Annotated in this window: 22 protein-coding genes; 9 read left to right on the top strand and 13 right to left on the bottom strand. The window is 74.1% G+C overall.

The window, feature by feature from the left end; translation table 11 throughout:
- Positions 1-12 precede the first annotated feature (12 nt).
- From PHK61_RS00110 to PHK61_RS00085, 6 genes are read right to left on the bottom strand one after another with little or no spacing between them, the layout of a single operon-like run.
- Positions 13-750 carry a DUF1365 domain-containing protein gene (locus tag PHK61_RS00110; protein ID WP_274278931.1) on the bottom strand — a complete coding sequence of 246 codons (738 nt, stop codon included), beginning with the start codon at positions 748-750 and terminating at the stop codon, positions 13-15.
- On the bottom strand, positions 747-1,988 hold the full coding sequence (locus tag PHK61_RS00105; RefSeq protein ID WP_274278930.1) for an NAD(P)/FAD-dependent oxidoreductase: 1,242 nt from the start codon (positions 1,986-1,988) through the stop codon (positions 747-749). The genes PHK61_RS00110 and PHK61_RS00105 overlap by 4 nt, the downstream gene beginning before the upstream one ends.
- Before the next feature lie 12 nt (positions 1,989-2,000).
- A complete protein-coding gene (locus tag PHK61_RS00100) occupies positions 2,001-2,699 on the bottom strand; it encodes an alpha/beta hydrolase (protein WP_274278929.1) in 699 nt (232 codons plus the stop codon).
- Positions 2,700-2,727: 28 nt separating this feature from the next.
- Positions 2,728-3,315, bottom strand: a complete 588-nt coding sequence (locus PHK61_RS00095) for a maleylpyruvate isomerase family mycothiol-dependent enzyme (RefSeq protein ID WP_274278928.1) — start codon at positions 3,313-3,315, stop codon at positions 2,728-2,730.
- The gene (locus PHK61_RS00090) at positions 3,312-3,743 is read right to left on the bottom strand and encodes a VOC family protein (protein ID WP_274278927.1); all 432 of its coding nucleotides are present in this window, start codon (positions 3,741-3,743) and stop codon (positions 3,312-3,314) included. Before PHK61_RS00090 ends, PHK61_RS00095 begins: the two co-directional genes overlap by 4 nt.
- 9 nt (positions 3,744-3,752) lie before the next feature.
- Positions 3,753-4,196, bottom strand: a complete 444-nt coding sequence (locus PHK61_RS00085) for a helix-turn-helix transcriptional regulator (protein WP_274278926.1) — start codon at positions 4,194-4,196, stop codon at positions 3,753-3,755.
- 77 nt (positions 4,197-4,273) lie between these two features.
- On the opposite strand from PHK61_RS00085, the gene PHK61_RS00080 reads away from it, so the two are divergent.
- Entirely contained in the window at positions 4,274-4,735 is a 462-nt protein-coding gene (locus PHK61_RS00080) for a peroxiredoxin (RefSeq protein WP_274278925.1), read from the top strand.
- Positions 4,736-4,751: 16 nt separating this feature from the next.
- Here the strand turns inward: PHK61_RS00080 and PHK61_RS00075 are convergent, their stop codons facing one another.
- Together PHK61_RS00075 and PHK61_RS00070 are read right to left on the bottom strand one after the other, a co-directional pair.
- Complete coding sequence (locus PHK61_RS00075; protein ID WP_274278924.1) at positions 4,752-5,582, bottom strand: DUF1295 domain-containing protein; 831 nt, start codon at positions 5,580-5,582, stop codon at positions 4,752-4,754.
- Positions 5,579-6,910, bottom strand: a complete 1,332-nt coding sequence (locus PHK61_RS00070) for an SAM-dependent methyltransferase (RefSeq protein WP_274278923.1) — start codon at positions 6,908-6,910, stop codon at positions 5,579-5,581. The genes PHK61_RS00075 and PHK61_RS00070 overlap by 4 nt, the downstream gene beginning before the upstream one ends.
- Before the next feature lie 153 nt (positions 6,911-7,063).
- On the opposite strand from PHK61_RS00070, the gene PHK61_RS00065 reads away from it, so the two are divergent.
- The 3 genes from PHK61_RS00065 (at position 7,064) to PHK61_RS00055 (ending at position 9,458) form a co-directional block, all read left to right on the top strand.
- Entirely contained in the window at positions 7,064-7,741 is a 678-nt protein-coding gene (locus tag PHK61_RS00065; protein ID WP_274278922.1) for a M50 family metallopeptidase, read from the top strand.
- A 95-nt stretch (positions 7,742-7,836) separates the two neighbouring features.
- Complete coding sequence (locus PHK61_RS00060; protein WP_274278921.1) at positions 7,837-8,562, top strand: alpha/beta fold hydrolase; 726 nt, start codon at positions 7,837-7,839, stop codon at positions 8,560-8,562.
- A gap of 56 nt (positions 8,563-8,618) precedes the next feature.
- Positions 8,619-9,458, top strand: a complete 840-nt coding sequence (locus PHK61_RS00055; protein ID WP_274278920.1) for a lysophospholipid acyltransferase family protein — start codon at positions 8,619-8,621, stop codon at positions 9,456-9,458.
- A gap of 74 nt (positions 9,459-9,532) precedes the next feature.
- Here PHK61_RS00055 and acs read toward each other — a convergent pair whose 3' ends face one another.
- Positions 9,533-11,470 carry an acetate--CoA ligase gene (acs, locus tag PHK61_RS00050; RefSeq protein ID WP_274278919.1) on the bottom strand — a complete coding sequence of 646 codons (1,938 nt, stop codon included), beginning with the start codon at positions 11,468-11,470 and terminating at the stop codon, positions 9,533-9,535.
- Positions 11,471-11,713: 243 nt separating this feature from the next.
- Here acs and PHK61_RS00045 point away from each other — a divergent pair, with 243 nt between their 5' ends.
- The 3 genes from PHK61_RS00045 (at position 11,714) to PHK61_RS00035 (ending at position 14,874) form a co-directional block, all read left to right on the top strand.
- Positions 11,714-13,210, top strand: coding sequence for a DUF7782 domain-containing protein (locus PHK61_RS00045; protein ID WP_274278918.1), 1,497 nt, complete (start codon positions 11,714-11,716; stop codon positions 13,208-13,210).
- Complete coding sequence (dtd, locus tag PHK61_RS00040; protein ID WP_274278917.1) at positions 13,207-13,686, top strand: D-aminoacyl-tRNA deacylase; 480 nt, start codon at positions 13,207-13,209, stop codon at positions 13,684-13,686. The genes PHK61_RS00045 and dtd overlap by 4 nt, the downstream gene beginning before the upstream one ends.
- A gap of 177 nt (positions 13,687-13,863) precedes the next feature.
- Positions 13,864-14,874: a sigma-70 family RNA polymerase sigma factor gene (locus PHK61_RS00035; protein WP_274278916.1), complete on the top strand. Its 1,011-nt coding sequence runs from the start codon at positions 13,864-13,866 to the stop codon at positions 14,872-14,874.
- Between the two features lie 235 nt (positions 14,875-15,109).
- On the opposite strand, the gene PHK61_RS00030 is transcribed toward PHK61_RS00035, so the two are convergent.
- The 4 genes from PHK61_RS00030 to PHK61_RS00015 all read right to left on the bottom strand — a co-directional run bounded on the left by PHK61_RS00030 (position 15,110) and on the right by PHK61_RS00015 (position 20,654).
- Positions 15,110-15,619, bottom strand: coding sequence for a hypothetical protein (locus tag PHK61_RS00030; RefSeq protein WP_274278915.1), 510 nt, complete (start codon positions 15,617-15,619; stop codon positions 15,110-15,112).
- A gap of 75 nt (positions 15,620-15,694) precedes the next feature.
- A complete protein-coding gene (locus PHK61_RS00025; protein WP_274278914.1) occupies positions 15,695-18,385 on the bottom strand; it encodes a bifunctional acetate--CoA ligase family protein/GNAT family N-acetyltransferase in 2,691 nt (896 codons plus the stop codon).
- 33 nt (positions 18,386-18,418) lie between these two features.
- On the bottom strand, positions 18,419-19,618 hold the full coding sequence (locus PHK61_RS00020) for an acetoin utilization protein AcuC (RefSeq protein ID WP_274278913.1): 1,200 nt from the start codon (positions 19,616-19,618) through the stop codon (positions 18,419-18,421).
- 73 nt (positions 19,619-19,691) lie between these two features.
- The gene (locus PHK61_RS00015) at positions 19,692-20,654 is read right to left on the bottom strand and encodes a sulfurtransferase (protein WP_274278912.1); all 963 of its coding nucleotides are present in this window, start codon (positions 20,652-20,654) and stop codon (positions 19,692-19,694) included.
- 85 nt (positions 20,655-20,739) lie between these two features.
- On the opposite strand from PHK61_RS00015, the gene PHK61_RS00010 reads away from it, so the two are divergent.
- Together PHK61_RS00010 and galE are read left to right on the top strand one after the other, a co-directional pair.
- Entirely contained in the window at positions 20,740-21,468 is a 729-nt protein-coding gene (locus PHK61_RS00010; RefSeq protein ID WP_274279391.1) for an iron-dependent transcriptional repressor DtxR, read from the top strand.
- A 60-nt stretch (positions 21,469-21,528) separates the two neighbouring features.
- Positions 21,529-22,524: a UDP-glucose 4-epimerase GalE gene (galE, locus tag PHK61_RS00005; RefSeq protein ID WP_274278911.1), complete on the top strand. Its 996-nt coding sequence runs from the start codon at positions 21,529-21,531 to the stop codon at positions 22,522-22,524.
- The last annotated feature ends 146 nt before the right edge of the window (positions 22,525-22,670 follow it).

Here is a 22,670-nt window from a genome sequence, read left to right as displayed (position 1 = left end):
CCAGTGTGCCCGTCAGCGGGTCAGCTGTCCCAGCCCGCGATCGGTGTCGGCGGGTGTGCGGGCGACGACGGGCACGCCGCGAGCCCAGAGCCGGATCCCGCGGTGCCGGATGGCGGCGGCGACGCGCAGCGTGACCGCGGGGTGGCGGAGCAGCGCGGCCAGGACGGCGCGCGGGGTCGCGTCCCGGCGGCGCCCGCGCAGCGTCGCGACGAAGGCCGTGGCCCCCTCGCGGCGCAGGACGACGGTCGCGGCGAGCGTCTCGCCGGGCTCGGGGACGCGCATCCGGTACTCGCCGTCGACCGGGAAGAACGGCGAGACGTAGAAGTCCTTGTCGACCCGGGCCCGGCCGTCCTCGTCGACCTCGAGGAGGTAGTGGTGGCGCCCGCCGTAGGTGTTGTGGACCTCGGCGACCACGGCGGTCAGCGCGCCGGCCGCGTCGCGGCACCAGTAGAGCGTGAGCGGGTTGAACACGTACCCGAGCACGCGCGCGTGGGCGAGCATCAGCACCCGCGCCGGGCGCGCGACCCCCCGCGCGGTGAGGAACGCGTCGAGGTTCTCGCGCAGCGTGCGCTGCGGGTCGCCGATGTGGTCCGCCGCGCGGAACCGGGTGAAGGGCCGCAGCGGGGCGGGCAGGCGGGGCAGGTCGTCGAGGTCGACGAGCCAGAGGTAGAGGCGGTGGGTGAACGCGTCGTCGAGACGCTCGGTCCGGCGGTGACCGACCTCGGCCTCGTAGATCGCGGGCGCGGTCACCACGTCACCCCGAGGGCTGCCGCGGCGCGGACGCCGGACGCGCAGCCGTCCTCGTGGAACCCCCAGCCGTGGTACGCGCCGGCGAAGGCGAGGCGGTCGTCGTCCAGCTCCGGCAGCCGGCGCTGCGCGGCGACCGACGCGGGCGTGTAGGTGGGGTGCTCGTAGACCATCCGCGCGATCACCGTCGACGGGTCGACCCGGTCGGTGGCGTTGAGGGTGACGACGTGGGTGTCCGTGCCGGGCAGATTCATCAGGCGGGTCATGTCGTAGCTGACCAGCACGCGGTCCTCCCCGGGCACGCGCAGCAGGTTCCAGGCCGCGCGGGCGCCGGCGGCGCGCGGGAGCACCGAGGTGTCGGTGTGCAGCCAGGTCTCGTTGCGCGAGTAGCGGAACGCGCCGAGCACGTCCACCTGGTCGCGGGTCGGTGCGAACAGCAGCCGCAGGGCGTCGGGGGCGTGCACGGCGACGACGGCGCGGTCGAAGCGGCGCTCGACGTCGGCGTCGTCCCGCACGAGCACCTCGTCGCCGGCGCGCACCAGCGCCCGCACCGGCGTCGACACCTCGACCGCCGTCAGCCCCTTCACGGCGCGCTCGACGTAGGTGCGCGAGCCGCCGACCACCGTGCGCCACCGGTGCGAGCCGCCCACCGAGAGCATCCCGTGGTGGGCGAGGAACGCGAACAGGTAGCGCGCCGGGTACTGCCGCGACAGCTCCGGTCCCGACGACCACACCGCGGACACCACCGGGACCGCGAACGTCTCGACGAAGAACCGCGAGTACCGGCCGGCGTCGAGGAACTCGCCGAACGTCACGTCCTCGCCCAGCTCCGACGTCCCGTCGACGACGGCCCGCGCGGCGCGGTGGAACCGCAGGACCTCGGCGAGCATGCGCAGGTAGCGGGGGTTCGCGAGGTTGCGCGGCTGGGCGAACAGGCCCCGGACCCCGCGGGCGCCGGCGTACTCGAGGCCCGTGACCTCGTCGCGCACGCTCATGCTCATCTCGGAGTCCTGGGTGGCGACCCCGAGCTCGGCGAACAGCCGCAGCAGGTGCGGGTAGGTGACGTCGTTGTGGACGATGAACCCGGAGTCCACGGCCAGCGGGCCGACGTCGTGGGTGTGCGCGTGGCCGCCGAGCCGGGCGTCGGCCTCGAACAGGGTGACGTCGAAGCGCCGCTGCAGCAGGTACGCCGCCGTCAGCCCCGACACGCCCGCACCGACGACCGCGACCCGTTCCCGCACGCCACCACTCCCTCAGTCCAGGGGGACCTCGAGCCCCTCGGGATCCCCGGCCGCCATGGCCTTCGCGACGGCCTCGGTGAACGGTTCGAGCCCGAGGGCCCCGAGCGCGAACCCCGTGACGAGGTCGTGCCAGTCCCCGGCCCGGCGCAGCATGGCGTGGCCGTCGCCGTGGACGTCGAACCGGGCCACCCGGTCGGACACCGTCGCCACGCGCCGGGCGAACCGGAGCGAGCCCCCCGGGTCGGTCATCCGCTCGCGGTCACCGTGGGCGATGAGCACGGTCTGCCCGGCGAGCTGGGCGTACGGCTCGCCGCGCTCCAGCCAGGGCGCCAGCGCGGCCACGCCCGCCACGCCGTCGTCGCCCCCGACACGCAGGGCCGCGCGCCCGCCCATCGAGTGCCCGACGAGCACCACGGGGACCTCGCCGAGGCGCGCCCGCACGTCGCCCAGCGCCCAGCGGGCGTCCTGCACCGGATCGAGGTCGGGCGCGTTCCAGCCCCGGTAGCGGTAGCGCAGCAGCCCGACCTCGACGCCGCGGCGGGCACCGGCGGCGGCCAGGCTGCGGGCGAACGGCACCATGCGCAGGAACGGCAGGCGCAGCCCGTCCGCGGCGTCGCGGCCCTCGGGACGCCCGCCGTGCAGCACGAGCACCGCCCCGACCACCGGCCGACGGGTCGCGGGACGGACGCGGTCGAGGCGCGGCAGGGTCACGGGTCCATCCTGCGGCCGCGGGCCCGTGTCAGCGCGCGAGGACCGGTCCGCGGCGACCGCTCAGGGCGAGGACGAGGTCGGCGGCGGTGCCGCTCACGGGCTCCCCATCGCCGTGCGCCCAGTCGAGGTCGGTCGCGCGCAGCGCGGTGCCGGCGGTGTCCACCCCGAAGACCGTGCGACCGTCGGTGGCGACGAGCTGGTCGAGCACCGTCCGCGCGGCCTCGTCGTCGCCCACCCGGCCGAGCCCCAGCGGCACCGTCACGTCCAGTCCGTGGATCACCACGTGCGCCAGGGACCCGGCCATGCCCCCGCCCGGCTGCGCGAACGACGCCATGGTGTCGCTGCGCAGGTCGGCGAGCAGGTCCGCCGGTGGCAGCGCCGCGCCGGCGGCGGCCAAACGGTCGGAGGTGCGCCGGAAGTCGTACCCGTCGGCGGCCAGCTCGGCGGTGAAGCGGTCGGCCGGGTACCGCGCGGCCATCGTCAGGTGGGCGACGACGTGGGCGACGCTCCAGCCGGCGCAGAGCGACCCGGTCGCCCACGCGTCGGGGCCGAGCGGGGCGAGGGCGTCCGCCAGCGCGGCGAACTCGCCCGCGACGAGGGTCTCGAGAGTGCTCATGTCGTGTCTCCGTCCTGCCGTGCCTGGGTGAGCCGGACCTGGTTGCCGGACGGGTCGCGGAAGCCGGCGTCGAGGCCGTAGGGCCGCGCCTCGGGCTCCTCGGTGAACTCGACACCCCGCGCGGAGAGCAGCGCGTGGTCGCGCCGCACGTCGTCGGTGGCGAGGTAGATCGCACCCGCGAGGCCCTGGGCGGTGACCGCGCGGATCAGCTCGCTCTGCTCGCGGGTCACGACCGGCGGTTCGGGGATCGCCATGAGGACGAGCTCGATCCCGGCCTGGCCCGGGGGCCCGACGGTCAGCCACCGGAACCCGCCGAGCTCGGGGAAGGTCGCGTCGGCGCGCAGCTCGAACCCGACCGTGCCGGTCCAGAACTCGGCGGCGACCTGCTGGTCGTGCACCCAGACGTTGACGCGGTGGACGGCGAGCACACGACGAGACTAGGAAGCCGCCGGCGCCGGGTCCTCTCGAAAACTGCGGTGTTGCGGGCGGCCGAAGAACCGCACGACGCACCCGGGCACCAGCGCGTGGTCGTGGGCCGGCGGGAAGGCCGCCCGGTACGCCGTGGGCGTGCGACCGAAGAGCCGGCGGAAGCTGGCCGTGAAGCTGCCGACGCTGCTCCACCCCACCTCGGCGCCGATCCGGGCCACCGAGTGGTCGGTGTGGCGCAGCAGGGCCGCGGCGCGCTCGAGCCGGCGGGTGAGCAGGTAGGCGTGCGGCGTGACCCCGAACGCCGCGGCGAAGCGCGCGCTGAAGTGCGCCGGGCTCAGGCCCGCGGCACGCGCGAGGTCGGCGACCGTGAGCGGCTCCGCGTAGGACCGGTCGGCCAGGTCCCGCGCGCGCAGGAGATGGCGCTCGACCGGGTGGGAGGTCGGCGAGGGCACACCACCATCATCGCCGAACCGCTCGTCGCCCGGCAGCGAACGCGGTCGGACCCAGCACACCCGGAGGACGACACCGCATGAAGACCGGAGACACCGCCCCCGACTTCGAGCTCGCCGACGACACCGGCACCCGCCGGTCGCTGTCCGCGCTCCTCGCCGACGGCCCGGTGGTGCTGTTCTTCTACCCGCTGGCCTCCTCGGGCGGCTGCACCCAGGAGAGCTGCCACTTCCGGGATCTCGCCGGCGAGTTCGCCGCGGTCGGCGCCCGGCGCGTCGGCATCAGCGCCGACTCCGTCGAGAAGCAGCACGCGTTCTCGAGCGCGAACTCCTTCGACTACCCGCTGCTCTCGGACCCGGACGGCGCCGTCGCCCGGCAGTTCGGCGCGAAGCGCTCGTGGCTGCCGGCGCTTCCCGTCAAGCGCAAGACCTTCGTCATCGACACCGACCGCACGGTGCTCGGCGTCATCGGCGGGGAGATGAAGTTCGACCAGCACGCCGACGACGCCCTCGCGCTGCTCCGCTCGCGTCAAGGCGCGTGACGCGCCCGGCCCGCGCTCAGGTGGCGCGGGCCGGACGCGAGCCCGGGGGCAGCGGCAGGAACCCCGACGTGCGGCGGACGTACTCGTCGTACCCGGGCCGCTGCGCCATCGACCTCTCGGTGAGCTCCTTGCCGGTCACCGACACCAGCAGGTAGGTCATCAGCAGCGGCCCGACGACGGTGACCAGCGCCAGCGGGTGACCGGCGGCCACGACGAAGATCCCCCACCAGACGCAGGCGTCGCCGAAGTAGTTCGGGTGACGGGTCCACCGCCACAGGCCCGAGTCGAGGACCTTGCCCTGGTTGCCGGGGTCCGCCTTGAACGCCATCAGCTGCGCGTCGCCGACCGACTCGAAGACGAACCCGACGAGCCACAGCACCACGCCGACGATCACCACGGGCAGCACCGTCGAGGCCCGGACCATGGCCGCGAGCACCGGCAGCGAGACGACCAGCATCACGCCCGCCTGGGGCAGGTAGACCTTCCGCAGCACGGTGGACGTCACCGCGCCCGGCGCGTGGTCGTCGCCGAGCATCGCGGCGTAGCGCGGGTCCTCGCCCCTGCCGTGGTTGCGCCAGCCGATGTAGATCGCCAGCCGCAGCCCCCAAACCGCGACGAGCGCGAGCACCACCGTGCGCACGACGGCGTCGCCGACCTCCATCACCCCCGAGACCACGTACGCGACGACGGCGACGGCCACGAAGCCGAGACCCCAGGTCACGTCGACGACGCTGTGGCGCCCCGTGGCGCGGGCGATCGCGAGGGTCACGCTGAACGCTGCCACGACCGTCGCCACGGCGCCCGCGAGCAGCAGCCCGAGGGCGGCGAGGTCGAACGCGGGGGTCATGACTCCGGGATACCAGCGTCGGCGCGCGCGGGCACCGACCAGTCGTCGCGCGTCGCGGGCATCCCGCTGCGCCCGCGGTCGGTGGGCCGGACCAGGAGGATCTGGTCGACGCCCATGCGGTTCTCCTCGAAGGCGAGCGCCCCGCCGGCGAGGTAGAGCCGCCACATGCGCGCCCCGCGCTCCCCCAGCAGCGCGACGGCCTCGTCGAAGCGCTCCTCGAGCGTGGCGAGCCATGCCCGGATGGTCGGCACGTAGTGCTCGCGCATGACGTGGACGTCGCGGACCTCGAGACCCGCGTGCTGCAGGAACGTCAGCGTGTCGCCGACGGGGCGCATGACCATGTCCGGCGTCACGTAGGTCTCGATGAACGCCCCGCCACCGGGGGCGTTCGCGCCGCGGGACATCTGCTGCACGAGCGCCCGCCCGCCCGGGCGCAGCGCGCCGTGCAGCGTCGCGGCGAACACCGGGTAGTACTCGTCGCCGACGTGCTCGCCCATCTCGATCGCGCTGACGGCGTCGAACGGGCCGTCGACGGCGGTGATGCGCTCGGCGACGTCGCGGTAGTCGAGCAGGTCGACCTGGACCCTGCCGGCCAGGCCCTCGGCGCGGATGCGGGCGTTGACCTGATCGCGCTGCTCACGGGAGATCGTCACCGCGCGCACCTGGGCGCCGTGCTCGCGGGCGGCGTGGACGGCGAGCGAGCCCCAGCCGCAGCCGATGTCGAGCAGGCGGCGGCCCGGCGCGAGGTCGAGCTTGCGGCAGACCAGCTCGAGCTTGTCGTGCTGGGCCTGCGCCAGGGTGTTCTCCGGCGCCGTGTAGTAGCCCGACGAGTACGCCATCGACTCGTCCAGCAGCAGGGCGTAGAAGGCGTTGCCGGCGTCGTAGTGGTGGGCGATGACGTCGCGGTCGCGCCGGCGGCTGTGCCGGCGGCCCCGGATGCGGATCGCCTCGGGCGGCGGGGCGGGCTTCGGGCCGAGGAGGCCCAGGGTCGCTGCTCTCGCCGCCAGACCCGGCAGCTCCCGGGCGCCGGGGCGGCGCTTCGTGATCGTCCCGGAGTTCACGAGCGCCCACATCGCCGAGAGGCCCTCGGCGAGGTCGCCGTCGACGTCGAGGTCGCCCGAGACGTAGGCGTGCGCGAGCCCCATCTCCCCCGGCTCCCAGAGCAGGCGGCGCAGCGCCCGCCGCGACCGCAGCACCACCGTCGGCACGCCAGGCCCCGGCGCCGCCCCGGCCTCGCTGCCGTCCCACGCCCGGATGCGCACCGGGATCGGTCCGTCGAGGAACGCCCCGACCGCACCCGCCACCCGCTGAGCTGCGCCTGCACCCACGCCGATCTCCCTCCGCCCGTGTCGCAGCATCATCGGGCGGCGGCCGGGATCGGTTCGTCCGGTGCGCATCCGTCACAGCCGCGAGGTCGCGATCAGATGTAGGCGGCGTGTCGTTCGGGTGAGCTGCCTACGGAACGTGGTGACATTCACACCATGGGGGGCCTGGGGGTCAATGACGTCCCGATCGTGGGAGAACCGATCGCGTACGGGACAGGGTTCATCGCGCTGCTGGTCGTGTGCTTCTCGACCTACGTAGCGCGGTACTTCTACTTCTATGCCACGGCCGGCGGGTCACTGCTTGTGCGTGTCGGTCTCGCGCGACGCATCAGCGGATTCTGGCTGTACGGAGAGGGCTCGGTGGGAAGCGAGATCGAGGGCAGCGGCGGATGGCCGACCATGGTGCTCGCTCCGCTCGCCTCGTACCTCGGAGCACCTCTGCTCGGATTGGGTGGCGCCGCCCTCATCGCCTCCGGGAACCCGTGGGCCGTCCTCCTCGCCGCCGTCTTCCTCTCGCTCCTCGCACTCCTCGTAGCCCGGAATCCGCTGGCCTTCACGGTCCCGCTGCTCGTGGTCGTGGGCCTCGGCTTCGCCCTGCTCTACGGCAGCGGGGAGCAGCAGGCGTTCGCCGCCGCGTTCGTGGCGTGGTTCCTTCTCCTCGCAGGGGCGGTCTGGTCATTCCGTATTCCCGCCGACAAAGGGCCCTCCGAGACCCTGCCGCGGAGGACCCTGATCCCCGGCCTGCTGTGGCGTCTTCTGTGGATCGTCGTGGCGATCGTCGCCCTGATCGTCGGCGGCCAGCTCCTCCTCCGTCCCGGCTACGGGATCGGTTAGCGGGACTACCGCGCCACGCCGCACCCCAGCAGGATCGGTCGCACTCGGCGACGACGCCGGGGACGCAGCTCTCGACCGCGCGGGAGGACACCCCGATGAGCACGTACGTCCTGGTCCACGGCTCCTGGCACACCGGCGACCTCTGGGAAGGGGTGGCCGAACCCCTCCGCGCCGAGGGCCACACCGTGCACACACCGACCGTCGCCGGGCACGGCAAGGGCGTCGACAAGGCCGTGAACCACGACGACTGCGTCGCCTCGATCGTCGACCACGTCGTCGGGCAGGACCTGTCCGACATCGTCCTGCTCGGGCACAGCTTCGGCGGCACCGTGATCGCCCGCGTCGCCGAGGAGATCCCCGACCGCATCCGGCGCCTGGTCTTCTGGAACGCGTTCGTGCCCGCGCCGGGCAACTGCCTCGACGACGAGACCCCGCCGCACTACCGGGAGCTCTTCGCGCAGCTGGCCGCGTCGACCGACGACGACACGATCATGCTGCCGTTCCCGATCTGGCGGGAGGCGTTCATCCAGGACGCGCCGCTGGAGCTGGCGCAGTCGACCTACGAGCTCCTCTCCCCCGAGCCGGCCCAGCCCTTCCGCGACAAGCTCGCCCTGACCCGCTTCTACGAGCTGCAGATCCCGCGCTCCTACATCAACGCGACCGAGGACATCGCGCTGCCGCCCGGCGAGTGGGCGTGGCACCCGCGGATGTCGAGCCGCCTGGGCATGTACCGGCTGGTGCAGCTGCCCGGGAGCCACGAGGTCATGTTCACCAACCCCGGCCTCCTCGCGCAGAAGATCATCGAGGCCGGGCGCGACTGACGCGCCGAGCAGTCCCACGCATGCACGCCGCGCCCCGGCCAGACATGATCCGGGGCATGGCGCGGCAGGACCGACTCCGGCGGATCTCCCAGTCCCACGACCGTCGGCGTTCGGGGCGGGCGATCCGGCTCTGGCGCAAGCTCGCGATCTGGGTGCTCTACCCCCGCACCGACCGCGGCTTCTGGTACGGGTTCGCGATCGACCTGCTCTGGCCGGTGCTCATGGCCGTGGCGCGCTGGGACTTCCGCGGCGGGAGCCAGGTGCCCACCCGGGGCGGGGCGCTGCTCGCGGTCAATCACCTCTCGCACGTCGACCCGATCGTCCTCGTGTCGTACACGCTCGCGAACGGCCGCGTGCCCCGCTTCCTCGCGATGAAGGAGCTGTGGGGCAGGACGGTGGTCGGTGCGCCCCTGCGCGGGGGCCGGCACATCCCGGTCGACCGCAAGGCCTCCGGGATCGAGGCCTACCGTGCGGCAGTCGAGGCGGTCCAGCGCGGCGAGATCGTCGTCGTCTACCCGGAGGGCGGCTTCGCCGAGCACTCGGACGGCTGGCCGCGCGCCGCCCGCACCGGCGTCGCGCGCATGGCCCTGGAGACCGGCGCGCCGGTCATCCCGGTCGGTCAGTGGGGCTCGAACCACCTGCTGCCGCCCACCGCGAGACGCCCGACCCTGTTCCCCCGCGCCACCCTGCGGGTGCTGGCGGGCCCGCCGGTCGCCCTCGAGGACCTGCGCGAGGGCCGCATCGGCCGCAAGGCCCTGCAGGAGGCCACCGACCGGATCATGGACCGGATCACCGAGCAGCTCGCGGTCCTGCGCGGCGAGGAGCCCCCGACCCGCTCCGACCCCCAGGAGCCCGCCCGTCCGGCCGCCGACCTGCAGCCGCCCGCCGTGAGCTGACCCCGCCCCGGAACGACCGAAGGGCCCCCTCGCTCGGAACGTCCGAGCGAGGGGGCCCTTCGATCACCCACGGGCTAGCCGTTGACCTGCTTCTGCATCTCCTCGACGACCGAGGCGTCGACGAGCGTCGAGGTGTCGCCCAGCTCCTCGCCCTCGGCGATGTTCTTCAGCAGACGCCGCATGATCTTGCCCGACCGGGTCTTCGGCAGGTCGTGCGCGAAGATCACGGAGGCCGGGCGGGCGAGCTTGCCGATCGACTGCGCCACCTGCTCGCGCAGCGCCTGCTCCAGCTCCTCGGTGCCCTGCTTGTCCGCGATGAGAGACACGAACGCGACGATCGCCTGCCCGGTGTCGGGGTCCTTCTTCGCCGCGACCGCGGCCTCGGCGACGTCGGCGTGCTCGACCAGGGCGCTCTCGATCTCGAAGGTCGAGAGACGGTGGCCGGACACGTTGACGACGTCGTCGATGCGGCCCATCAGCATGATGTCGCCGTCGGCGTCGTACTTGGCGCCGTCGCCGGCGAAGTACGCGTCGGAGTACTTCGACCAGTAGTTCTCGCGGAACCGCTGGTCGTCGTTGTACAGACCGCGCATCATGCCCGGCCACGGCTCGGTCAGGACCAGGTTGCCGGTGGTCTCCGCCGGCACCTGGTTGCCCTCGTCGTCACGGATCTCCGGCCGCACGCCCGGGAACGGCTGCTGGGCCATGCCCGGCTTGAGCGTGGTGATGCCGGGCAGCGGCGTGATGAGGATGTGCCCGGTCTCGGTCTGCCACCAGGTGTCCATGATCGGCGCCTTGCCGCCACCGATGTGCTCCCGGTACCACTCCCAGGCCTCCGGGTTGATCGGCTCGCCCACGCTGCCGAGGATCTTGATCGACGACAGGTCGTGCGCCTCGGCGTGCTTCTCGCCCGCCTTCATGTGCGCGCGGATGGCGGTGGGCGAGGTGTACAGGATCGAGACCCCGTACTTCTCGATGATCCGCCACCAGACCTCCTGGTCCGGGTAGCCGGGCACGCCCTCGAAGAGCACCTGCGTGACGCCGTTGGCCAGCGGCCCGTAGGTGATGTAGCTGTGCCCGGTGATCCAGCCGACGTCGGCGGCGCACCAGTAGACCGAGTCGTCCTTGACGTCGAAGACGAGGTTGTGGGTCGTCGCGACGCCGAGCAGGTAGCCGGCCGTGGTGTGCACGACACCCTTGGGCTTGCCCGTCGAGCCCGAGGTGTAGAGCAGGAAGAGCAGGTCCTCCGAGTCCATCGGCTCGCAGGGGCAGCTCTCCGGGTCGTCGGAGACGTTCGCGACGAGGTCGTGCAGGTAGACGTCCCGGTCGCTCATCGGGATGTCCGCGCCGGAGCGCTTGACCACGACGACCTTCTCGACCGTGGTCGGCCCGGCGTCGAGCCCCTCGTCGGCGTTCGTCTTCTGCGCGCCGGCCTTGCCGCCACGCATCGCCTCGTCCTGGGTGATCAGGACCTTGCACTCGAGGTCGTTGCAGCGCTCGGCCACGGCCTTGCCCGAGAACCCGCCGAACACCACGGTGTGCGGCGCCCCGAGCCGGGCGCACGCGAGCATCGCGACGACCGCCTCGGGGATCATCTGCATGTAGATGCCGACCGGCACGCCCTTGCCGACACCGAGCTCCTTGAGCCCGTTCGCGAGCTTCACGACCTCGCGCTGGAGCTCGGAGTAGGTGATGTCCCGGGCCTCCGACGAGTCGGGGCCGTCATCGGGCACCACGTGCAGGGCGACCTTGTCGCCCTTGCCGCCCTCGACGTGGCGGTCGACGCAGTTGTAGCAGGCGTTGAGCTTCCCGCCGACGAACCATTTCGCGTACGGGAGCTGCCAGTCCAGGACCTCGTCGTAGTCCTCGAACCAGTCCAGGCGCGCCTTGGCCTGCTCGTCCCAGAACTCCCGGAGGTCCTGCTCCTTCATCTCCGGCCGCACGTTGGCCGTCTTCGACAGCTCCGGGTCCGGCGCGTAGGTCTTCCCCTCGGTGGCCGTCTGTTCCGACATCCGCGTGTGCCTCCCGGTCGGTCCTCGGGCACCGGCCGGCGCCGGTCGACGCCGGGTGCCCCCTTGCTGTGTGCGCAGCGTCTTGCACAACCCGACCGGTGACAACGGTGCGTTCGGAGAGGTCCGGGACAGGGTGGCGACGACCGACTGCGCAAGCAGTGTGACGATCTGCGCGTGCCCCGACCCGACCCTTCGGACGCTGAACGTCGTCATGCGGACGGTGTCGTCGTTCCAGTTGCCCGAATGTGGCGTGGCTTACGCACCGCGTTGGCCGACGGCGACTTCACCGTCGACCGGGTCGCCGGTCTCCTGGGCCCGACCGCCCGCGCCGCCCTCGACCGCGGCGAGACCACGCCCGCCCGCCGGGCGGCCCGCGACGCGGGGACCGCGGGCACGCTGGTGCGCCTGTTCCTGCTCGGCGACGCCGTCCCGCGCGCCGAGGCCGCGGCCGCCCTCGACCCCGCCGACCTCGACGAGGCCGTCGTCGCCGGGCTGCTGACCGCGCGGGACGGGCAGGTCGCGGCGGCGCTCGACCTGCGCCCGCACGGGGACGCGGCGATCCCCGACGCGGCGCCGTGGTGGGTGCTCTCGGACCTGGAGGTCGGTCCCGCCACGGGGACCGCCGGTCGCGAGCACGTCCTGGGCACCGGGGCGGCGTCGCTGTCGCTGGCCCGGGCGACCGTGCGCCGGCCGGTGGGGACGCTGCTCGACGTCGGCACAGGGTGCGGGGTGCAGGCGTTGCACGCGTCGGGGCACGCGGAGCAGATCACCGCCACCGACGTCTCCGAGCGCGCGCTGGACATGGCGCGGGTGACGTTCGCGCTGTGCGGGCTCGACGTCGAGGTGCTCCCCGGGCCGTGGCTGGAGCCGGTCGCCGGGCGGCGCTTCGACCAGATCGTCAGCAACCCGCCGTTCGTGCCGGGGCCGCCGCAGGTCGACCACGTCTACCGGGACTCCGGGCTCGGCGGCGACGGGGCGAGCGCGCTGCTCGTCGGCGCCCTGCCCGCCCACCTCACCGAAGGCGGCGTGGCGCAGCTGCTCGCCTCGTGGCTGATCACCTCCGAGGACTGGACCGAGCGCCCGCGCACCTGGCTCGCCGAGGCCGGGCACGCGGCCGCCCCCGGCGGGCTCGACGCCTGGGTGGTGCAGCGCGACGTCGCCGACCCGGCCCTGCACGTCGGGACCTGGCTGCGCGACGCCGGCGTCGATCCCGCCTCCCCGGAGGGGGCCGCGCTGTCGGAGCGGTGGCTGGACTTCCTGGCCGCGCAGGGCGTGCACGCGATCGGGTTCGGGTTCGTCACGCTGCGCCGGACCGCCCCCGACGTCGCCGGCACCGTGGTGTGCGAGGACCTGCGCCAGTCCCACGACGACCCCCTGGGCCCGGAGATCGAGGCCTGGCTCGACCGCACGGCCTGGCTGGCGCAGCACCCCGGCGACGCGCTGCTCGACGCGCGCCTGCGCGTGCCCGACACCGTCGCCCTCGAGCGCGGGCTCGTCGGCACCGACGAGGGCTGGGAGCCGGTCGCCGCGACCCTCGTGCGCCTCGACGGGCCCCAGTGGCGCCACGACGTCGACGAGCTGGGCGTGGCGCTGCTCGCGGGCTGCCGCGGCCACCTGCCGCTGCGCGACCTCGTCGAGCTGCTGGCGGTCGCCCACGGCCGCGACCCCGACGAGCTCGCCGCCGCCGCGCTGCCCGTCGTCCGCGACCTGGTCCACCACGGGATGCTGGTGCCCGCGTGAGGGCGGTGGTCAGCCGGGTCGCGTGGGCCCGGGTGGTCGTCGGGGACGAGGTCGTCGGGGCGATCGAGGAGCCCGGGCTGCTCGTGCTGCTCGGCGTGCACCGCGACGACGGCCCCGAGGCGCCGGGCGTCATGGCCCGCAAGCTCCACGAGCTGCGCGTCCTGCGCGACGAGCGCGCACACCCCGATGGTCGAGCTCCCCTCTCGGCGTGCTCCCCTCATCGCTACGTCTCCTGCGCCGACACCGGCGCCGGCCTGCTCGTCGTCAGCCAGTTCACGCTCTACGGGGACACGCGCAAGGGCCGCCGTCCGTCCTGGTCGGCGGCCGCGGCACCGGACGCCGCCCGTGCCGCCGTGGACGCCGTCGTGGCCGCGCTGCGCGAGCGCGGCGCACCCGTCGCCACCGGGAAGTTCGGCGCCGACATGCGCGTTGAGTCGAGCAACGACGGGCCCTTCACGGTGCTCGTCGACGTCTGAACGCCGAGATCTTCACTCGCGTCCCGCGTTGCCCGCGAGTGGCGCCCGCCATGCGTCACGCACGACACAGCGGGCACCCGTGACCGGACGGCCCCGGCGGGAACGAACGCCGACCCCGGCGCGTTCGACCTAGTGACGCGGCGCCCCAGCACCTTCGCGCCGCGCAGGGAGGAAGCAATGACGGCGACACTCGCACCGCAGACCGGGTCCGAGGCTGCTCTGCCCTCGGTGCCTGCTGAGAGCGACCTCGACGCCCAGGGCCCTGCGGCGGACCTCGTCCGCGTCTACCTCAACGGTATCGGAAAGACCGCGCTACTGACCGCCGCCGACGAGGTGGAGCTGGCGAAGCGCATCGAGGCCGGTGTGTACGCAGCGCATCTGCTCGACGAGTCCGGCTCCGCGGACGCTCCCGACCTCGAGCCGCAGCGCGCCGCCGACCTCCGCGCGGTGGCCCGCGACGGCCGCCGTGCCCGCGCGCACCTGCTCGAGGCCAACCTGCGCCTCGTGGTCTCGCTGGCCAAGCGGTACACCGGACGCGGCATGCCCCTGCTGGACCTGATCCAGGAGGGGAACCTGGGTCTGATCCGGGCCGTGGAGAAGTTCGACTACACCAAGGGCTTCAAGTTCTCGACCTACGCGACGTGGTGGATCCGCCAGGCCATCACCCGCGGCATGGCCGACCAGGCCCGCACCATCCGCCTGCCCGTCCACCTGGTCGAGCAGGTCAACAAGCTGGCCCGCATCAAGCGCGACCTGCACCAGACCCTCGGCCGCGAGGCCACCCACGAGGAGCTGGCGGAGGAGTCGGGGCTGACGCCCGAGAAGGTCGCCGACCTGCTCGATCACAGCCGCGACCCGGTCAGCCTGGACATGCCGGTCGGGTCCGAGGAGGAGGCCCCGCTCGGGGACTTCATCGAGGACGCCGAGGCCACCGACGCCGAGTCGACGGTCATCTCCGGCCTGCTCCACGACGACATGCGCCGCGTCATCGCGACGCTCGACGACCGCGAGCAGAACGTCATCCGCCTGCGCTACGGCCTCGACGACGGGCAGCCGCGCACGCTCGACCAGATCGGGCGCCAGTTCGGCCTCTCGCGCGAGCGGGTGCGCCAGATCGAGCGCGAGGTCATGGTCAAGCTCCGCGACGGCGACCGGGCGCGCCGGCTCAAGGCCTACGCCGCGAGCTGAGCGCGAACCTCCCGCGGCACGCTGCGTGACCGGATCGGTCCCGCAGCGGCCACCGGGTCGACGCATTGACGGTGACTCGCCGGTAACGGCAGTCTGAACCGCACGGGCCGGATGTGACCCCACTCACGTGGGGTCACCCGGCCCGGCCAATGACCACGAGACGGGCCTCGAGCGCCCGTCGGCGACGGGAGACCGGGACGGTCGGGGGCCGGCCCGGTCTTCCGGCTTTCTCTCCCTAGGGCACCGCACCCGTGAGGACCACCGGGCGCTCCCCCAGTGGGGCCCGGAGGGTCGCCTCCAGCGGCGGGTAGACCAGCTCCCGCGTGCACGGGCCCGGCCCGGTGCTGAACTGCTCCACGCGCAGCACGACGCGCTCCGCGGTCTGTTCCACCACGGTCAGTCGCGCGTCGGTACACCCGCCCGCGCGGCCGTACACCCCGACGACCGAGTCGCCGCGCGTCCAGACCAGCGTCGGGAGCCCGGCGGGCAGCGCGCTCGCGTCCACCCGCCCCGTGGGCAGCGCGGTCCCCCCGGCCGGGGGCGACGCCGTGAGCGGGTCGGGGTCCGCCGGCACCGGCCGCTGGGACGGCGGCGGGGCGTCGGTCGGGATCGTCGGCGGGGCGCCCGGCGCCGGCCGCGGCGTGTCCGGCTGCCCGCAACCCGCCGCCAGCAGCACCACGGCCGCGAGCAGGCCGAGGCGCAGGGTCGGCGGGAGGACGCGTCGGCGGGGCGGGATCGGGCGCATGGTCCGACCGACCGTAGGGCGCGCCCGTCGCCGGCGCCGCCCCGACACGGTCACTCCTTCGAGGCGCCCGGCCGGTCAGCGCAGCCGGCGCGGACCGGCGTCCCGCGGGCCGGGCGGCGGGCCGAGCATCACCGTCACGCCCGTGACGTGCGCGCCCCGGTCCGCGGCGAGGACGGGGTCGAGCACGAGCGAGCGGATCTCGGGGACCGCGTCGGCGAGTACGCCGATGCGCAGGACGAGGTCCTCGAGGGCCGGTAGGTCGGCGCGGCGGGCGCCCCGGTAGCCGTCGAGCAGCGGCGCCGCCCGGGGCGCGCGCACCAGGGTCGCGGCGTCCATCGTCGACAGCGGGGTGGCCCGGTAGGCCCGGTCGCCGAGCAGCTCGCCGACCACGCCCGCGAGCCCGAACGACACCAGCGAACCGAACGAGGGGTCGTCGCGGATCTCGACGACGCACGGGATGCCCGGCGGGGTCTGCACCTGGACGTACACCTCGTCGGCGCCGGAGAGCTCGACGAGCTGCTCGTAGGCGCTGGAGATCGCCGAGGACTCGGTGAGCCCCACGTGCACCCCGCGCAGGTCGGTGCGGTGCCGCCACCGGCGGTCCGCGGTCTTGAGCACCACCGCGCCGCCGAGCTCCCGCGCGACGTCGACGGCCTCCTGCGCCGAGCGGACCCGGCGGAACGGGGCGACTACCACCCCGGCGCAGCGCAGGAGCGCGTCGGCCTGCTCGTCGGTGAGCACCGTGCGCGGTCCCGGCGCGATGTCGTCCACGAGCGCCCGCGCGGCCTCGACGTCGACCCCTTCGGGCACGACGAAGTCGCCCACCGGCCGCGAGCGCCACTGCGTGTAGCGCACCGCCCGGGACAGGGCGAGCACCGCGCGCTCCGGGCTCGGGTAGGACGGGATGCTGCCGCGCCCCGGCCCCGCGTGCCCATCCGCCACGGTGAGCACCTCGGGCACGCCCTCGGAGGCGAGGAACGTCGAGACCACCGGCTTCTCGGCGCCGCGCACGGCGTCGGCCAGCGCGCGGGCGTGGTCGGTCGGGTCGGTGGTGATCGCGGGGACGAACACGACGACGAGGGAGTCGCACTGGTCGTCGGCCAGCAGGTCGGCCACCGCGGCCCGCAGCTCCTCCGGCCCCGCGGCCGTGCCCAGGTCGACGGGGTCGCGCGCGAGGAACAGTCCCTGGGCGAGCACGACGTCGGCGGCGAGGATGCCGAGCGCGGTCGAGTTGCCGACGATCCCGACCCGCGGACCCGGCGGCAGCGGCTGGTGGGCCAGCAGCTGGGCGGCGTCGAAGAGCTCGTCGACGGAGTCGACGCGGATGACCCCGGACTGGTCGAACACCGCGCCCACCGCGGCCTCGTCGATCGGCTGCGCGCTCCCCGCGAGCCCCGGCGCCGCGGCGACGTGCCGGCCGCTCTTCACCGCGATCACGGGCTTCCGCCGGGCCAGCCGGCGGGCGACCCGGGCGAACTTGCGCGGGTTGCCGAAGGACTCGAGATAGAGCAGCACGACGTCGGTGTCGGGGTCGGTGTCCCAGTACTGCATGAGGTCGTTGCCGGAGAGGTCGGCGCGGTTGCCGGCGGACACGAACGACGAGAGCCCGAGGCGGCGGTCGGCCGCCGCGGCGAGGATCTGGATGCCCAGCGCGCCGGACTGGCAGAAGAAGCCGACCCGGCCCGGCGGCGGCAGGTGCGGCGCCAGCGACGCGTTGAGCGAGACCTTCGCGTCGAGGTTGATGACGCCCAGCGCGCTCGGCCCCACCACCCGCATCCCGTTCGCCCGCGCGTCGGTGACCAGCTCGCGCTGCGCGGCGAGCCCGGTCGGGCCCGTCTCGCCGAAGCCCGAGGTGATCACGACGAGCGCGCGCACCCCCTTCGACAGGCAGGCGTCGAACACGCCGGGCACCTCGTCGGGCGGCACCGCGAGCACGGCGAGGTCGACGTCGTCGGGGATGTCGGTGACCGACGGGTACGCCCGCACGCCGCGCACCGAGCGCGCCTCGGGGTGCACCGGGTAGACGGGGCCGGTGAACCCGCCGCGCAGCAGGTTCGCGAACACCACGTGACCGATCTTCGTCGGGTCCGGCGAGGCGCCCACGACCGCCACCGAGCGCGGCGAGAGCACGTTGGCGACGCTGCGGGCCTCGGCGCGCTGCTCGCGGGAGAGCTGCACCTCGCGGGAGCGCGAGGTCGAGGCGACGTCGATCTCCAGGTGCAGCGTCGAGCCCTCGAGCGCCCGGCTGACCTCGAACCCGGCGTCGCGGAACACCCGCACCATCTGGTGGTTCTCGGTGAGCACCTCGGCCACGAACCGCGTCAGCCCGCACTCGAGGGCGGCCGCCGCCAGGTGCTCGAGCAGGATCGAGCCCAGCCCGCGCCCCTGGTGGTCGTCGCGCACGACGAACGCGACCTCGGCCGCCGTCGACTCCGCGAGGCGCACGTAGCGCCCGATCGCGATGATCTCCCGCCCGAGCCAGAGGACCAGGGCGACCCGGTCGTGGTGATCCACCTCGACGAAGTTCTTGAGGTCGCGCTCGGGGATCTGCGGGTAGGGGCTGAAGTACCGGAAGTAGCGGGTCCGGTCCGAGAGCCGGGCGTGGAACGCGACCACGGCCTCGGCGTCGTCGGTGGAGATCGGGCGCAGGTGCGCCGTCGCGCCGTCGGAGGCGACGACGTCGGCCTCCCAGTGGGCGGGGTAGGGGGCGTCGGGTACCGCCCGGACCTCTGCGGTGGTGGCGTCGGGGTCCGCCGTGTCGGTCATCGTCGCCCTCGGGGAGTCAGGGGCCTGCTCCGGTCAGTCGCGGGAGTCCGCGGGGTCGAGCCCGTGCAGCGGGAACACCGCCCGGCGGGTCTCGAGCAGGAACGGGTCGACCTCCACCTCGGTGAACCCGCCCCACGGCTCGAAGTCGGTCGGCGCGTCCTCGGTCATCGAGGTCGGCAGCGGCCGGCGGGTCTTGCCGGTCGCGTAGGAGGTCCAGTCCGCCGGGATCGTGCGCTGTGGCTCGACGTCGCGGTCGAGCACCGTGGCCAGCAGGTGCGTCCAGGAGCGCGGCACCGCCCGGAAGAGCCCGTAGCCGCCCCCGCCGAGCGCGAGCCACTTGCCGTCGCTGTGCTCGGCGGCCAGCGAGCGCAGGCTCCGGTAGATCGCGCGGTGCCCGTCGACGGTCAGCGAGAGCTCGGCCAGCGGGTCCTCGTGGTGGGTGTCCACGCCGCACTGGGTGACCAGGATCTGCGGCCGGAACGCCCGCAGCAGCCCGGGGACCACCGCGTGGAAGGCGCGCAGCCAACCGGCGTCGCGGGTGCCGGGCGGCAGCGCGAGGTTCACCGCGCTGCCCGACGCGCGCCCGCTGCCGAGCTCCGAGGCGAACCCGGTGCCCGGCCACAGCGTGCGCGGGTGCTGGTGCATCGAGATCGTCAGCACCCGGTCGTCGTCGTAGAACGCGGCCTGCACGCCGTCGCCGTGGTGCACGTCGGTGTCGATGTAGCAGATGCGCTCGTAACCGTGGTCGAGCAACCACGAGATCGCGACCGCGCAGTCGTTGTAGACGCAGAAGCCCCAGGCGTGGTCGGACATCGCGTGGTGCAGGCCGCCGGCGATGTTCACCGCGCGGTCGGCCCGCCCCTCGGCGATCTCGCGGGCGGCGGCGATCGAGCCGCCGCACACCAGCGCGCTCGCCTCGTGCATGCCCTCGAAGATCGGGTTGTCGGTGGTGCCGAGCTGGTGGCGCGGGTCGTCGCCGTGGGACGGGGCCCGTCGCACGGCGTCGAGGTAGGACGCGACGTGGATGCGCTCGACCTCCGCGTCCGGGGCGGGCGACGGCACCAGCGGCTCGATCCCGTCGAGCACACCGAGGGAGGTCGCGAGGCGCATCGTGAGGTCGAGGCGCACCGGGTGCAGCGGGTGGTCCTCCGAGAGCTTGTAGCCCAGCAGGCTCTCGTCCCACACCACGGCCACGCGGGCCGGGTCCACGGTCGGCGCACCGGAGCTGGTCACGTCTGGACCCTACCGACCGACCCGGTTCCTCCGCCCTTCTCCGTGGTCGAGCTCCCCTCCCGGCGTGCTCCCCTCATCCCGCGTCTCCCGTCTCGACGGGACGCCCCGTCCCGCACCAGTGCGACCAGCTGCCCACGTAGAGGCCGGCGGGGTCCTCGGGCGGGCGCAGCCCGGCGTGCTCGAGCCCGAGCACGAGCATCGCGGCGCTGACCCCGGACCCGCAGTACGCCCCGACCGCCCCGGCGTCCTCGACCAGCGGGCCCAGCAGCGCGGCGGCCTCGTCGGGGTCGCGCCAGTGCCCGTCGGCGATCAGCGACGCCGCGGGCAGGTTGGCCGCGCCCGGCACGTGGCCCGCGATCGGGTCGAGCGGCTCGGTCTCGCCCCGGAAGCGCTCGGCGGCCCGGCCGTCGAGCAGCACGCCCTGCTCGTCGGCGGCGATCCCGGCCGCGTCCCCGGCGGTGAGCACCGGCATCGACCCGGCCGTGAGGCGCAGGTCGCCGGGCCGGCGCACACCGCCCGAGGAGGTCGCGACCTCGCCGCCCGCCGCGACCCACGCCGGCCAGCCGCCGTCGAGCACCGCGACCTGGCCGGGGTTCAGGCCGCCCCAGCGCAGCACCCACCAGGCACGCGCCGACGCCATCCCGTCGCCGCCGTCGTAGAGCACGATCTCGGAGTCGGCGTCGGCCCCGGCCCGCTGCACCGTCTCCTCGAGCACGTCGGGGTCGGGCAGCGGGTGGCGGCCCGCGGGCCCCGGCGGCCCGGCGAGCTCGGTGTCGAGGTCGACGTACACCGCGCCCGGGATGTGCCCCGCGTCGTGCTCGACCAGACCCGGCGGGTCCTCCCGCGCGGCGGCCTTGCGCTCCTTCGCGGTGCGGGGCGGCGGGCGCAGCGTCCAGCGGACGTCGAGCACCACGGGACGTCGCCGTTTGATGGTCGAGCTCCGCTGCGCTTCGTCTCCCTCCGGGCGCTCCAGCGCGTCGCGCAACCAGGCGACGGACACGACGGGTGTGGGCAGGGGACCCGGCGAGGTGGCCATGGGACGATCGTGCCCTGCCCCACGGCGAGACCGCCGCCCGGTGTCGGGTGCCGTCGGTACCATGGGTGGACAGAAAGGGGTGGACATGAACGACCTCATCGACACCACCGAGATGTACCTCCGGACGATCTACGAGCTCGAGGAGGAAGGGGTCGTCCCCCTCCGAGCCCGCATCGCCGAACGTCTGGAGCAGAGCGGGCCGACCGTGAGCCAGACCGTGGCGCGCATGGAGCGCGACGGTCTCGTCCACGTGGCCGGCGACCGCCATCTCGAGCTCACCCCCGCCGGACGCGCCAAGGCCGTCGCCGTCATGCGCAAGCACCGCCTCGCCGAGCTGCTGCTCGTCAACGTCATCGGCCTCGAGTGGGAGCACGTCCACGTCGAGGCGTGCCGCTGGGAGCACGTCATGAGCGACGCGGTCGAGCGCAAGCTCTTCACGCTGCTCGGCGAGCCCTCGGTGTCGCCGTACGGCAACCCGATCCCCGGCCTCGAGTCCCTGCGCAGCGGCGCGGACATCGACGGCGAGATCACCGCCCCGCAGCGCACCCCCACGCCCGACGAGGCCGGCCTCGTGCGCCTCGACGAGTTCGCCCGCAGCGGCGGCGGCAAGGTCGAGGTCCGCCGCATCGCCGAGCACATCCAGCTCAACGAGCCGCTCATGGCCCACCTCAAGTCCGCCGGCGTGCTGCCCGGCAGCGACGTCGACGTCATCGCCATCCCCCGCTTCGGGGACGCCGTGGGCGTCGGGCACAAGGGCGCCCGCTCGGAGGTCGACCCCCTTGTCGCGCACGCCGTGCTGGTGCGCGCGCAGTAGCGCGCCCCGCACGGTCACCCGCACAGGAGCTGCCCGGCTCCGCCCGGCACACTGGCGCCCATGACGTTGGTGGTCACGGGCGGGGCGGGCTACGTGGGCAGTGTCTGCGCGCAGCACCTGCTCGACGCGGGGCAGGACGTGGTGGTGGTCGACGACCTGTCCACCGGGCACCGCGACGCCGTCCCGGAGGGGGCGCGCCTGGTGGTGGGCGACGTCGCGGAGGTCGCCGACGAGGTCCTCGGCGCAGGCGGTGTCGACGGAGTGATCCACTGCGCGGCCCGCTCGCTGGTCGGCGAGTCGGCCGTGGAGCCCGCGAAGTACTGGCACGGCAACGTCGTCACCACCGTCCGGCTGCTCGACGCCCTGCGCCGTCACCGCGTGCCGCGCCTGGTGTTCTCGTCGACGGCGGCGACCTACGGCGAGCCGGAGTCCTCGCCGATCACCGAGGACGCGCCGACCCGGCCGACCAACACCTACGGCGCCACGAAGCTCGCCGTCGACCACGCCATCGGCACCTACGCCGCGGCGTCGGACGGGGAGTTCCGCGCGGTGAGCCTGCGCTACTTCAACGTGGCCGGCGCCCACGCCGGAACCGGTCCGGCCCTCGGCGAGCGGCACACCGTCGAGACCCACCTCATCCCGCTGGTGCTCCAGGTGGCCCTGGGGCGGCGCGACGAGATCGCGATCTTCGGCGACGACTGGCCCACCGCGGACGGCACCTGCGTGCGCGACTACATCCACGTCGACGACCTCGCCGAGGCACACCTGCTCGCGCTCGACCTGCTCGCCGGGGGCGAGGTCCCCGACGGCGGCCACCTCGTGTGCAACCTCGGCAACGGCACCGGCTTCTCCGTGCTCGAGGTGATCGAGGCGTGCCGGCGGGTCACCGGCCACCCGATCCCGGCGCGCGTGGCCCCGCGACGCACCGGCGACCCCGGGGTGCTCGTCGCGTCCGCCGCGCGCGCCCGCGACGAGCTGGGCTGGAAGCCGACCCACACCGACCTCGACGGGATCGTCGCGGACGCCTGGGCCTTCGCTCGCACCCGCGTCGACTGACCGCTCGGTAGCGTCAGCCAGCGTTGAACTTCAAGTGGTTGATCTTGAAGTCGATGATGTTGGGTGGGTGGTCTGGCGCAGTGTGGCCCACGCGGGGTGCTGGGTCATGCGGGCGAGCTGGATGGTGATCAGGTCGCGCAGGCCCT

This window comes from Actinomycetospora lutea, from assembly GCF_028737205.1.
GTDB classification, from domain to species: Bacteria; Actinomycetota; Actinomycetes; order Mycobacteriales; family Pseudonocardiaceae; genus Actinomycetospora; species Actinomycetospora lutea.
Note: the sequence above shows the minus strand (reverse complement) of the source record. Positions and strands in the feature narration are given on the sequence as shown.

Bases quoted from the DNA above. Each gene is read 5' to 3' on its own strand.
- PHK61_RS00095 (WP_274278928.1), bottom strand. From the start codon at position 3,315: ATGAGCACTCTCGAGACCCTCGTCGCGGGCGAGTTCGCCGCGCTGGCG.
- PHK61_RS00080 (WP_274278925.1), top strand. From the start codon at position 4,274: ATGAAGACCGGAGACACCGCCCCCGACTTCGAGCTCGCCGACGACACC.
- PHK61_RS00075 (WP_274278924.1), bottom strand. From the start codon at position 5,582: ATGACCCCCGCGTTCGACCTCGCCGCCCTCGGGCTGCTGCTCGCGGGC.
- PHK61_RS00065 (WP_274278922.1), top strand. From the start codon at position 7,064: ATGGGGGGCCTGGGGGTCAATGACGTCCCGATCGTGGGAGAACCGATC.
- PHK61_RS00060 (WP_274278921.1), top strand. From the start codon at position 7,837: ATGAGCACGTACGTCCTGGTCCACGGCTCCTGGCACACCGGCGACCTC.
- PHK61_RS00055 (WP_274278920.1), top strand. From the start codon at position 8,619: ATGGCGCGGCAGGACCGACTCCGGCGGATCTCCCAGTCCCACGACCGT.
- acs (WP_274278919.1), bottom strand. From the start codon at position 11,470: ATGTCGGAACAGACGGCCACCGAGGGGAAGACCTACGCGCCGGACCCG.
- PHK61_RS00045 (WP_274278918.1), top strand. From the start codon at position 11,714: ATGTGGCGTGGCTTACGCACCGCGTTGGCCGACGGCGACTTCACCGTC.
- PHK61_RS00035 (WP_274278916.1), top strand. From the start codon at position 13,864: ATGACGGCGACACTCGCACCGCAGACCGGGTCCGAGGCTGCTCTGCCC.
- PHK61_RS00030 (WP_274278915.1), bottom strand. From the start codon at position 15,619: ATGCGCCCGATCCCGCCCCGCCGACGCGTCCTCCCGCCGACCCTGCGC.
- PHK61_RS00025 (WP_274278914.1), bottom strand. From the start codon at position 18,385: ATGACCGACACGGCGGACCCCGACGCCACCACCGCAGAGGTCCGGGCG.
- PHK61_RS00015 (WP_274278912.1), bottom strand. From the start codon at position 20,654: ATGGCCACCTCGCCGGGTCCCCTGCCCACACCCGTCGTGTCCGTCGCC.
- PHK61_RS00010 (WP_274279391.1), top strand. From the start codon at position 20,740: ATGAACGACCTCATCGACACCACCGAGATGTACCTCCGGACGATCTAC.
- galE (WP_274278911.1), top strand. From the start codon at position 21,529: ATGACGTTGGTGGTCACGGGCGGGGCGGGCTACGTGGGCAGTGTCTGC.